This window comes from Labilibaculum sp. (assembly GCF_041595635.1).
Taxonomy (GTDB): Bacteria; Bacteroidota; Bacteroidia; order Bacteroidales; family Marinifilaceae; genus Labilibaculum.
In genome coordinates this window covers 36627-48206 of sequence record NZ_JBFHJW010000028.1, presented here as the reverse complement: position 1 = coordinate 48206, position 11580 = coordinate 36627, and the positions used below count along the sequence as shown (strand labels likewise).

The 11580-nt window shown below is 34.6% G+C and carries 10 protein-coding genes; 2 read left to right on the top strand and 8 right to left on the bottom strand.

Going from position 1 to position 11580, the window contains the following annotated elements; all coding sequences use genetic code 11:
- From ABYT26_RS09810 to ABYT26_RS09795, 4 genes are all read right to left on the bottom strand, one after another.
- Positions 1–1934: GumC family protein (locus tag ABYT26_RS09810; protein WP_372753348.1), on the bottom strand; the 1934-nt coding region annotated here is incomplete at its 3' end.
- 79 nt (positions 1935–2013) lie between these two features.
- Positions 2014–2715, bottom strand: a complete 702-nt coding sequence (locus ABYT26_RS09805; RefSeq protein WP_372753346.1) for a polysaccharide biosynthesis/export family protein — start codon at positions 2713–2715, stop codon at positions 2014–2016.
- A 203-nt stretch (positions 2716–2918) separates the two neighbouring features.
- Positions 2919–3284: a GxxExxY protein gene (locus tag ABYT26_RS09800; protein ID WP_372753344.1), complete on the bottom strand. Its 366-nt coding sequence runs from the start codon at positions 3282–3284 to the stop codon at positions 2919–2921.
- 99 nt (positions 3285–3383) lie between these two features.
- The gene (locus ABYT26_RS09795) at positions 3384–4007 is read right to left on the bottom strand and encodes a DUF6266 family protein (RefSeq protein WP_372753342.1); all 624 of its coding nucleotides are present in this window, start codon (positions 4005–4007) and stop codon (positions 3384–3386) included.
- A 1228-nt stretch (positions 4008–5235) separates the two neighbouring features.
- Here ABYT26_RS09795 and nhaA point away from each other — a divergent pair.
- Entirely contained in the window at positions 5236–6549 is a 1314-nt protein-coding gene (nhaA, locus tag ABYT26_RS09790) for a Na+/H+ antiporter NhaA (RefSeq protein WP_372753340.1), read from the top strand.
- A gap of 116 nt (positions 6550–6665) precedes the next feature.
- Positions 6666–7088, top strand: a complete 423-nt coding sequence (locus tag ABYT26_RS09785) for a hypothetical protein (RefSeq protein WP_372753338.1) — start codon at positions 6666–6668, stop codon at positions 7086–7088.
- A 96-nt stretch (positions 7089–7184) separates the two neighbouring features.
- Here ABYT26_RS09785 and ABYT26_RS09780 read toward each other — a convergent pair whose 3' ends face one another.
- From ABYT26_RS09780 to ABYT26_RS09765, 4 genes are all read right to left on the bottom strand, one after another.
- Positions 7185–7769 (bottom strand): indolepyruvate oxidoreductase subunit beta, encoded by a 585-nt coding sequence (locus ABYT26_RS09780; RefSeq protein ID WP_372753336.1) that lies wholly within the window; start codon positions 7767–7769, stop codon positions 7185–7187.
- Positions 7770–7858: 89 nt separating this feature from the next.
- A complete protein-coding gene (locus ABYT26_RS09775; RefSeq protein WP_372753334.1) occupies positions 7859–9484 on the bottom strand; it encodes a thiamine pyrophosphate-dependent enzyme in 1626 nt (541 codons plus the stop codon).
- A 433-nt stretch (positions 9485–9917) separates the two neighbouring features.
- On the bottom strand, positions 9918–10709 hold the full coding sequence (locus ABYT26_RS09770) for an ABC transporter permease (protein WP_372753332.1): 792 nt from the start codon (positions 10707–10709) through the stop codon (positions 9918–9920).
- Positions 10706–11302, bottom strand: coding sequence for an ATP-binding cassette domain-containing protein (locus ABYT26_RS09765; RefSeq protein ID WP_372753330.1), 597 nt, complete (start codon positions 11300–11302; stop codon positions 10706–10708). The genes ABYT26_RS09770 and ABYT26_RS09765 overlap by 4 nt, the downstream gene beginning before the upstream one ends.
- Between the last annotated feature and the right edge of the window lie 278 nt (positions 11303–11580).

Below are 11580 nucleotides of genomic sequence, written 5' to 3'. Positions count from 1 at the left end.
TTTCCCTCACCCGACATAGAAGATGTAAGTAAAATGATTTTTTTAGCACTTCCCTTAGTTAAATAATCAATTCTGGTTCTCACTGCCCGAAAAGATTCTGAAATAGGATCCTGAGGAAATTTCTGGGTAATTACGTCTCCCCTCCTTTTGGTCTGATTAAGGCTACCAATTACAGGAAACGAACAAAGTGTTTCAAGCTCATCTTTTGATTGTATTGTATTGGTAAAAACTGCCTTCAAAAAGATAACTAAGCCAGGCAATAGTAGTCCAAAAAAGCCACCTAAAATAAATATTACTAGGGTCTTTGGCTGTAATATCTCTACAAAGCTAGCTGGCTCAACAATTTCATTATCGGGTAAGTTCGATGCCTTTTGAATTTGTGCCTCTACTCTTTTTCCAAGCAATAAAGTATATAGATCATTAGTTAAATCATAACTTCTTTGAATATTCATCATCTGTTGCTCTTTGCCTGGCAACAAATTTTGTTCTTTCCTCAAGTCAACTTTTTGTACCCATAGGTCATTCAACTGATGATCGATATATTCTTGCTGAGAATTAATATTTTCATACAAACTTGCTAATAAAGTTGCTTCCTTACGTTGCAGTTGCTCTAGGTATGGATTGTTTAAGTTTTCCTTCCCCTTGTACTGATAAAGTGCAGCTCGCACTTCTCCAAGTTGAGCAATATATTCAGCTAGAGCACTCTGCTCGATACCCACTGAAGCTGGGGATATCAATTTAGTGTAATCCTCTCTTTTATTCAAATACCCTTTGAGCCTCTCATAGTAAGAAGCCTGCATCTTCAGTTTAGATGTTTCAGAATCAAGCTCCTGAAGCTTCACATAGGCTGCCTCAACTTGTACCGTGGGAGTAACTACTTTATTTGATGTTCTGAACCTACGCAGTTTTGTTCCCATTCGACCAAGGGTATCTCCAAGTCCAAAGAGTTGCTGATCAATAAAATCAATTGTTTTATTGGCAATTTTATTTTTTTGATCCAAGCCACTCTGAATCCAAATTTCCATCGATTTATCCAAAAAAACTTTCGTTTTATTAAAGCAAGTACCCGTTAGAGTCATATTCGCAATAGATGCTCCACTCGATGCTAAGGAAACATTTATATTCTGAAAATCTTCTATTAGATCCTTATTGTCACGAACCACAAAATAAACATCATTTTCCTTTAGTATTTCATGTAATTCTCCTTCTTCAGCTTCTATCAAAAATGAAAAATTCTCTCCTTCAACTATCTCTCCTAATACCACCTCCTTATTGACATCAAATGAGGTCAAATAACCTAAATCCTTTTTATCAGCAAAACTATGCACAATAACATCTTCCGACTGAGAAGAAATATTCAGTTGATCATTACTATCTAAATACAAATGAAAAGCAACATCAAGAACCTGCCTATGATCGGGATTTATATTTACACGCAAAGAATTTTCTTTGTAAAATTCTCGCTCCTGATACTTCCGATTTGAAGACACACCCGCTTTGATAACTTCTGCAAGATTCTTGAAATAATTTTCGTGCCCACTAAATTTCTCCTTGATAAAATAGCAAACATTGAAATCAAGTTGATCTAAAGTATTCAGTATCTGTGATTTTGTTTTTAATAAAATTGCTTGATTCTGAAAGTTTTCCAAATTAGATGAAGAAAAACCACTCAGCATGGCCATATCTTCTGGCAAGTTCCGTTGATCTTCGCTTTTTATTAGGACCGAAGACTCAAACTTATAAACTGGTGTCGTGTATTTATTTACAAAAAAGGCAATTAACAATCCCAATAGAAAAAATAAAAATAACCAATACCAATTTGAGAAAAATAGGAAGAACCATTTTTTAAAATCTGGTTTTTCCGTTTGATTTAAACTTCCATTTGCGAAAATGTCGTTTCCAGGAAAATTGTTATTTTTATTGGTTTGATTCATAGCGTCAACAATTGTCAGTAAAATTAAAAAATCAACATTTCTTATTTAAAAGCTTATCTAAAATATAGATGTGTGTTTTTTAATTAAGTGTATTTACTAATAAAATTAAAGTTATAATACTTGAGAAAAGTCCGAGGGAGAAAGTTCCTCCAAATCCCCACATCTTTCCTTTTACTGGCTCAACATACACCATATCATTTGGCATAATAAAATATTTATCACTATCAATCAGATTTCGATCTCTCAAATTAACGGTTATTGTTTTTGTCCCACGAGCTGTAGGTCTTATAATTTGAACATTCCTTCTTTTTCCATAAACTGTTAGATCTCCAGCTAGAGCTATTGCCTCAAAAATATTAATTTGATCCTTACTCATTGTATATTGACCAGGGGCAGTAACCTCGCCTAAAATTGTGAATTGAGCATTTGTTAATTGTACTTGAAGTGAAAATGTATCGATATGATTCTTGAGTATATCCCGCATATTCTCTTTCACCTGCCTCAAGGTGAGATTTTCAACATTCACTTTTCCAACATATGGAAAATCAATATTGCCCTGATCACTAACCTGATAACTCACAAAACGAATACTACTACCTTCCCCCATATTATTCAAACTAGATTGTCCCACATTCAAATTGTACAATGCTGCCACCTTCTCATCAGGTGTAATCACTTTTATATACACATAATCACCAGGTTGTAGGGTATAAGCTTCTGTAACCTCTTCTGCCTTAAAATAGGGATTTACATATTTTCTTTTTTTACTAATATCTTGCATGTAAATTGTTTTTTTCTGCGGAATACAGGAAACAAAAAAAACTAACACAAGCAGTGTTGGAATGGTAATCAATTTCATGGTTTTATAATTAGAGATTTATTTGTCACCTCGGTAATCGGCACAACCCGTTCGGGCCAATTTACTAGTTGTTTGTTTCTTATAATTATAGTAAACATAACCAATAGTAGTTTAATTCCTTGAGGTTAGCAACCTAAAACAGGCTCACCAACTTTTATAAATTGCAAATTTTCAGGACCAAAATTTAAAAGCAAAGCTTGCTGAATATTTTTGTCATTTAAAACATTCAAAAAATACTCCTCACCTTCTTCAGTTAGGTAATCCCAACTATTAATGACTACCATAAGTTTATCAAAACAAATTAAATAATCTTTTTCTTCTTTTCTTAATAGTACCTTTTCCTTTGAATAGGATACATTTCTAAGTTCCAACTCAAGTTCCAAAACATCACTGTAAACACTAGCCTTGAGACCAGAACCTAATTGTTTGTATATGTATTTACTGATTTCAATCAATTCATTAAATTCGGGATTATTTACTTTACTTTCCATAATAACAATTTAACTACTTATCAAAACTTTACTTAAACAAATATCGCAGATGTATGATTATCTTAAAAAATTTTTAAAGAACAGGTAAATTTCAGTTGCTTATTCCTCTAAATATTCCCTGCAATTAATCACCTCACTACGAGATGCCAGTTGCAATTTAGAATTCCAGAAAAAACAAAAAAAGTTCGAATAATCGCATTCATCTAAATATAAAAGAAAGGATTCTGATTTACGAATTGCTTCACAAGACAACTCTTTAACCCTTAAATCAGGGGCCATAATGAATAACTTAAATTGGTTGGAACCACAAGTTTTCCGATCTCTGGAATTATTATTCCATGTGAAACGAAGACAATTTCCCTTCTCCTTTTCAACTTTTAGATTCTTAATTTCTCCCAGGTTCCCAGAGGAGAATTTCAATCTATTCACATCTACATTTCCATTTCCATCAAAGGCATGTGTATTAAGTTTGCAAAACAAGTTTTGTCCACTCATGGCATTCCTTCTAGCCTCAGGATTCCAATAGGGTCTGATTAATTCGTCTAAATTTAAACTCACAAAATTACTAGCAGCTTTAAATTTCCCTCTCTGATTCACCTGACCAGGCGTGCGAGGATTCTTCACCTTACTTGGCTTACTTCGTAAATAAGTTTTGCCGTAACGATGAGAAATAATTACTGGTCCAACCAGTCCTGTTAATAATTTGTCTTTTATATTTGCCATATTTTCTTGCCGAAAACAACTGAGAACCTACTATGAAATCAGATTTCAACTTTATTTAATTAATAGAAAGTAATTTTGAAAGGGTAAGATTTATAAATAGAGGAATAGGATATTCAGTATTAAACTGGACATCTAAAGAATCTCAATAAAAAAGCGTTTATCCTAATTGAATAAAACCTTAGTAGAAATTTCGTTACTATTTTAGGTAATCACAATCTCTCAGGAAGGAAAATATTATAGTAGCAAATTAACATTCTACTGCCACTTGCTGTCAAAACCTGTCTATCTACCTTTTATCTCTCTAACTTCATCCCATCAACATTGGCTTCATCCAGACTTGTTCCAGATAACATCCAGATTTGTTTCGGACTTGTAACAATTCCAGGATAAAAAAAAAGCAATTTTTAATTCACTAATTATTCCTGCTTTCTAGATTTCTAGTACTTGATTCGTTTGATCTCATTAAATGAGTTAGTAGTATGAACACAACAAGCAATTTTACAAATCCCAAAATAAGATGATGCGCACCTTACATTTTTTATCAAATCTTGATTTTGTAGAATACACTACAATAAAAAAATCCTTTTCCTTGTTTTCAGTAAAATTAGATTTTGTATATTTGTGGGATAAAGATTCATCACAACACATAGCTTCGCCCACTCAGTCCCATTCTAATAAGTTTGGAAGCTGTAACAAATAATGATTTTTCTATTTTCGATTAAGCATAAAGCTATTGCGACTTAAGCTAATAATCAATACAAGAAAATGGGTATATGCAAGCATAGTTGCACTTCACCCACGCACATATACAACTACTAATAAGATGTTTACAATCTATAACACTGCAACTACAACAAGTAAATAAAAAAGTAAAAGAACTCTTTTTTTTGATAAACAATCTATTTTTAGTGATCAATAATACAAGAAGTTCAATATCCATTTATTTTTCATTAAACTAGGAAAATAAATTGTCCTATAACCATTCAAAACACTTTTCGAATAGATTTTTGGATTCTCTTAATTACAATTTTTTGCCATATTGCAGAGACAATTCAAAAACCAAAACTTTCCTGCTCCACCATCTACTTCTCAAAAAATGAAAATTCTAAATTCGCAGATCATTTCAATAGAAAATCAGACAAGACCTCAGAAAAACCAATATGATGACCAATTAATTCAGCTCTTTTATTTAAATTAGATCTAATTTAAATAAAACCAATTACTTTCTATGATCGATAAATTACTCATCACCCCATTTCAAAAATTCGTTAAAATTGAAAGCTTTAGTGGAATTCTTTTGTTTACGGCAACTCTAATCGCCATTATTTGGGCTAATTCACCACTTTCACACTTATATGAATCACTTTGGCAATATAAAATTGGCATCAATTCAGCCACTTTCACACTAAGCAAACCATTACTATTATGGATTAATGATGGTTTAATGGCCGTTTTCTTTTTTCTAATCGGTCTGGAAATTAAAAGAGAACTATTAATTGGGGAATTAAATACTCTTCGAAAAGCCTCCTTTCCTTTCTTTGCGGCTTTAGGGGGTATAATTGTGCCTGTAGCTCTATTTTTTCTCCTGAATGACAATCGGAGTACTTCCAATGCCTGGGGCGTACCTATGGCTACCGACATTGCCTTTTCACTTGCAATTCTAAATCTTTTGGGAAAACGAATTCCCATTGGACTTAAAATCTTTTTAACTGCTTTCGCCATTGTTGATGACTTGGTTGCAGTTTCGGTAATAGCCATTTTCTATAGTGGCGACATCCAATGGATTCTACTCGCTTACGCTGCCATTCCTTTTGCATTTTTGGTTTTTCTTTCCGTCAAAAGAATCTATTTTCCTTATTTTGTTTTTATGATAGGGGTACTGATATGGTTTCTATTTTTAAAAGCAGGTATTCACCCCACTGTAGCGGGTGTATTAATGGCACTTACCATTCCTATCAGACAAAAAATTGATGTAAAAACCTATTCTGATAAATTGTTAGGAATTGCCAATGATATAGATAAATCGTGTAACAATACGCCTATTTTAAGCAATCACCAAATAGAACAAATAGACAATTTAGAGGATTGGACCCAGAAAGTACAATCACCCTTGCAGCATTTAGAACACAAACTGCACAATTGGGTTGCTTATTTTATCATGCCAGTTTTTGCCCTTGCCAATGCAGGAATTAGCTTTTCAGGAGAAATGAATTTAGAAACGCCTCTGGTCATTAACATTACACTTTGTTTGATCATAGGAAAAAGTATTGGGATAAGTCTGATGTCGTTTATTGGGATAAAACTTAAGCTTTCAGAGCTTCCTCAGGGAGTAAATAAATTGCAGATTCTAGGCATCTCTTTCCTGGCCGGACTTGGTTTTACCATGGCTATTTTCATCGCCAATTTAGCCTTTGTTAGTAAGCCTGAATTTATCGACTCGGCAAAAATTGGAATTTTAATTGGCTCTTTTGTTGCTGGATTAATTGGTTATCTGATTTTACGTTTTACTAAATCGTCGGACTCTACCCAAACAGAGGAATAGATATAAAAACACAGCTCATCTAAAAAAATAGGCCGGAGATAATCAAGCTACAAAAAAGATATACTTGTACGCTTTTTCTTCTCTAGGAATCTATTTGTTAATAAAACTCAATTTGTATGGAAGCTATCTTACTGAAAACCAACATAAGCCTCAAGGACATCAATCACCTGATTCACCTGGGTGCATACGATATGGACATCAATTCAAACAAAAAAGAAGAAATTGAAACTCAGGCCAATCGATTAAGCGAATCCTTTCTGTCTGTTCTTACTTATCATATGAACAAAGGAAAAACTCCCGATGCAGCCTACACCTTTCAAATAGCCGCAAACTTCACGAATTTCACAGAAAATTATCGCCAGCTGTTTATAGAAAACTATAAAAAAGAAGTACTTATTGGCTTTGGAATTAGTGCAGTATGGATGGGTATAATAAACGGACTGGATGCCGAAAGTGGAATTATGCCCAATCATCCTTTGAAACGTGAAATTGCCAATTGCCTTCGCACCATCAGCGAAATATTAGATAACAAAGGATAAGTATTGCATTTAAAATGCACACACAACTTTCAAGAACAAAAAAATTCCCCTAGGAAGAATACTCCTACGGGAATTTTAATTTTACTATGTGCATTGCTATTTGTGCTCTTCGGCAAACTTACGACCTGCATGCAGAGCCTTAATGTTCATTTGGACAACCTCCTCGCCTTTTCTTCCAAAAATCTTACGAATTCCTTCTTCCATATAGTCAAAAGGCACATCAATAAAAGGAGAGGCAGCTCCCAACATTACAAAGTTAAAAGCTCTGGCTGAACCGACTTCCTCTTTAGCAATTCGGTCCGCATCAATCAAAATATAATGCGGCAAAGCTTTTATGGTATCTACCAATTCCTGCTCTTGTGGATAATTGGGAATATTTATAAAAGGTGTAGAGTTAGTAACTAAATAACCACTTTTTTTCAAGTAAGGAAGATACCTTAAAGCCTCCAATGGCTCCACCGATAAAATAAGGTCTGCGCCACCTTTTGGAATTAAATCGGAATAAATAGGACGATCAGAAATTCGCATAAAAGACTGCACATCACCACCTCGCTGACTCATTCCATGCGTTTCTGCCTGTTTCATATACAAATCGTTATCTAAGGCAGCAGAAGCCAAAGCTGCAGCAATGGATAAAATCCCTTGTCCGCCAACGCCTGCTATAAGCATATCTGTTTTCATCTGTCATTATTTAATTTCACTTATTCAACGGAATCCGCAATTTATTTAACCTGCGTTACATCCTTTTCCTGTTTATTTTACAGCAACACTTAGGCTTTCGCAGCAAGTTTTGCTTTATTCGCTTTACGTATCTTTTGATCACGAACATTCTTCTGTACACAAATACGTCGAGGAATAATCACTGAAACACCATCGTACTCAAGCTCTTTTCTGATTATTTCTTTAATTTCATCGTGTTTTTTAGGCACAGGAAGTAAAACATGCAAATGCTCCTTTTCAACTCCTAAGCCTTCACAAATAGCTTCTAACCTTCCTTTAGCTGATGATTTTTGTCCTCCAGTCATAGAAATGGATTCGTTATCAGATATAATTACCGTAATCGGTGTTTTCTCATTAATTGCATCGAGCAAACCTGTCATGCCTGAATGGGTAAAAGTCGAATCACCAATTACCGCTACCGAAGGAATTAATCCTCCATCTGAAGCTCCTTTGGCCATGGTAATCGAAGCGCCCATATCCACACAAGAACTAATTGCGTTATATGGTGGCAATGCCCCTAAAGTATAGCAACCGATATCAGAAAAAACACGACCCGTTCCAAAGTCAGCAATTACCTCGTTCAATGCTTTGTATACATCCACGTGACTGCAACCAACACAGAGGGCTGGCGGACGAGGGACAACAATATCAGGAATTTCATAATTTTCCTTTATCTCGAAACCAAGTGCTTTGCCCACCATATCGGGAGTAAGCTCACCATCCCGCGAAAGCATCCCATCCAATCTGCCACTTACGCTTTCTTTTCCCAAGTAACCTTTCAACATTTCCTCAACCACCGGATATCCCTCTTCCAGTAGCAAGATCTGATCGCACTCTCTGGTGATTTTCTCAACCATAGAGCGAGGAATTGGATACTGACTAATTTTAAGCACTGAATAGGGACAATCTCCTTGAGGATAATTCTCCATGAGATAATTATAGCCCAAACCACAAGCAATAATTCCCATGGATTTGTTGACTCCCTCGGTATAAGAATTGAATTTGGATTCATCAGAAGCTGCTTGCAATTTTTCCTGCTTACCCAATAGCTTTTGGTATCGCTTACGCGCTATGGCTGGGAGCAAAACAAACTGAAGTTTATCATCAGGAAGTCTTAATCGATTTTGAGCAATTATTTCGTTCGCTCTCTGAACTCCAGCGCGAGAATGAGCCAAACGTGTGGTAATTCGCATCATCACAGGAGTTTCGCAAGCTTCTGACAATTCGAAAGCAAAACGAGCCATCTCATAGGCTTCCTGCTGATTTGATGGTTCTAAAATGGGTATCATGGCAAACTTAGCATATACTCGGGAGTCTTGTTCATTCTGAGAAGAATGCATGGATGGATCATCTGCAACAACAACTAACATACCACCATTTGCACCAGTAATTGCTGCATTCATAAAACAATCAGCAGCAACATTTAAGCCAACATGCTTCATACAAACCATTGCTCTTTTTCCTACATACGACATACCTAATGCCGATTCCATAGCGGTTTTCTCATTGGCAGCCCAATCGCTGTGTATATGAAGGGCTTTTGCCTGACTCGAATTTTGCACATATTCCGTAATCTCAGTAGATGGCGTTCCCGGATAAGCATAAACACCAGACATTCCACCATCGATAGCTCCTTGTGCTATAGCCTCTACGCCTAATAGTAATGACTTTTGCATCTTATTTTTATTAATTGATTTTGCTTACTCTATAAGTTACAATACTTCTTACAGTTGATCCTACTTGTTGAATAAATAATTAGAATAATACTAACCAAATTCAATGGATGTAAAATGGAAGATTGATCCTTAGGATCGATTTAGGAAAGTAATTTTATAGCCCACCAAATAATTTTAGGTACCCAACCAGATAGGCATTTACAAAATAATAGATAGCTGCTAATTCCATGATATAACTTATAATAGGCAAGAAAACAGGCCTTTGTCACTAATATTTTACACTAAAATACCACAATTTGGTTCAAAATCAATAAAAACAGAAAGGAAGCGGAAAGTTTAGAATTAATTCAAATAACGTAAATCCTTGCATAATTTTAGAAAGCGAACTTAATCTTGATTATCAATGAATTTACACTTATCTAGATCTGAAATATCACTTCTTGAACAAGTTGACTTTCATACGACCATAAGAATCAAATACAAAACGATTTGCCATAAGGATACTAAGCATTAAATTAATGGAGCAACCAACAAATACGGCTATCATAATTAAAATCTGATACTTAATTGCAATAGCAGGAGAACTTCCGCCTAAAATCTGTCCAGTCATCATTCCTGGCAATGTTATCAGTCCAATAACAGACATGCTTGCAATCATAGGGTTTAATGCACTTTTAATCGCTGAACGAATAAATGGAGCCAAAGAATTCTTCTTACTGCTAGAATTGATAAGTAAAAAATAATATAAATCTTGCTCCTTTTTTAAACGAGAAAAGTAATGACTAACCCCTACAATATTGTGTTTTAGGGAATTTCCTAGTATCATTCCCGAAATGGGAATAAAGTAGCGAGCATCAAAAACATAATCGAGTTGAATTACAAAGCCGAGGAAAAAAGCATCTACAATAAGAAGACTAATCAAACCAGAAGTGATAAAAGGAAAGGCGAAATAGTGATAAGATAATCCAGCCCTTTTTATGGTTGTGAAACTTCCCACAACTATCATTACTGCCACCCAAATAACATTAAGCCATACATTGTTCCATTTAAAAATATATTCAAGGTAAAGTGCAACCAAAGCAAGCTGTATCACCATTCGAAGGACGGAAATAACCGTTTCTTTCACAATTTTCACCTTAAAATAGATGAAACCCATAAGTGGAATTAACATCAGAAAAAGCCCTAATAGCAAGCGATCAAAGCCAATATCAGCAACTTCTTTCATAATTCAATTTTTTGATTGCAATACTTAATCCATTTCTGATTATGAGAAGTAGATACTATTGTTTTATTGTGTAAAGAATTCAGGGTAGAAAATAATAGGTCTATGGAATGATCATCCAATGCAGAAACAGGCTCATCTAAAAGAAGAATGGGTTTATCGAGACTTAGGCAAGCAGCCATAACAACTCTCTGCTTTTGTCCTCCACTAATCTCCATGAAACTCTTATCTCCTGCACTATCTGCAACAGCTAACAAATCCAGAAAATGCTGAAAATTTGTCATTTGTTCGGTATTTAACTGAAGGAGTTCAACTAATTCATTGGCCGAATCGACAGGCAAATTACTATTTTGAGGCAACCAGGTCATTTTATGCCGAATTAGATCAATTGTAGCACTATTTAGCTCTACCCCATCAATAGCGATTCGTCCAGATTGTGGACTCAAAAACCCCATAAGTACTTTCAACAAGGAAGATTTCCCTTTTCCCGAAGGTCCACTAAAACAGATCGATTCCCCTTTATTGATGGTGAAACTTAAATTTTTACAAATTAATTGATTGGGAAAACTCAAACTTATTCGCTCACATTTTATCATATTCTTTATCTTTAGCCTAAAGAAAATAATATTATTGCAATTAAGTTTAATACTCATCAAAATATATTTCGAACACGAAAGTCAGTCTCAAAACAGCTAATAGTAATAAGAATATTCTCATTACTATTTAATAGACAGTATACATACAAACCTATTAACTTCTGTCCATAAGGATTTTACATCAACGCAATCGTTACTTGATGTTTAATAACATGTTTTGTATTTACTTGATCATGACTCAAAACTTAATCGAAAGATTACTTTTGCATCAATAAATA

Excerpts from the sequence above, each read along its gene's own strand:
- ABYT26_RS09805 (WP_372753346.1), bottom strand. The coding sequence starts at position 2,715 with ATGCAAGATATTAGTAAAAAAAGAAAATATGTAAATCCCTATTTTAAG.
- ABYT26_RS09800 (WP_372753344.1), bottom strand. The coding sequence starts at position 3,284 with ATGGAAAGTAAAGTAAATAATCCCGAATTTAATGAATTGATTGAAATC.
- ABYT26_RS09795 (WP_372753342.1), bottom strand. The coding sequence starts at position 4,007 with ATGGCAAATATAAAAGACAAATTATTAACAGGACTGGTTGGACCAGTA.
- nhaA (WP_372753340.1), top strand. The coding sequence starts at position 5,236 with ATGATCGATAAATTACTCATCACCCCATTTCAAAAATTCGTTAAAATT.
- ABYT26_RS09785 (WP_372753338.1), top strand. The coding sequence starts at position 6,666 with ATGGAAGCTATCTTACTGAAAACCAACATAAGCCTCAAGGACATCAAT.
- ABYT26_RS09780 (WP_372753336.1), bottom strand. The coding sequence starts at position 7,769 with ATGAAAACAGATATGCTTATAGCAGGCGTTGGCGGACAAGGGATTTTA.
- ABYT26_RS09775 (WP_372753334.1), bottom strand. The coding sequence starts at position 9,484 with ATGCAAAAGTCATTACTATTAGGCGTAGAGGCTATAGCACAAGGAGCT.
- ABYT26_RS09770 (WP_372753332.1), bottom strand. The coding sequence starts at position 10,709 with ATGAAAGAAGTTGCTGATATTGGCTTTGATCGCTTGCTATTAGGGCTT.
- ABYT26_RS09765 (WP_372753330.1), bottom strand. The coding sequence starts at position 11,302 with ATGATAAAATGTGAGCGAATAAGTTTGAGTTTTCCCAATCAATTAATT.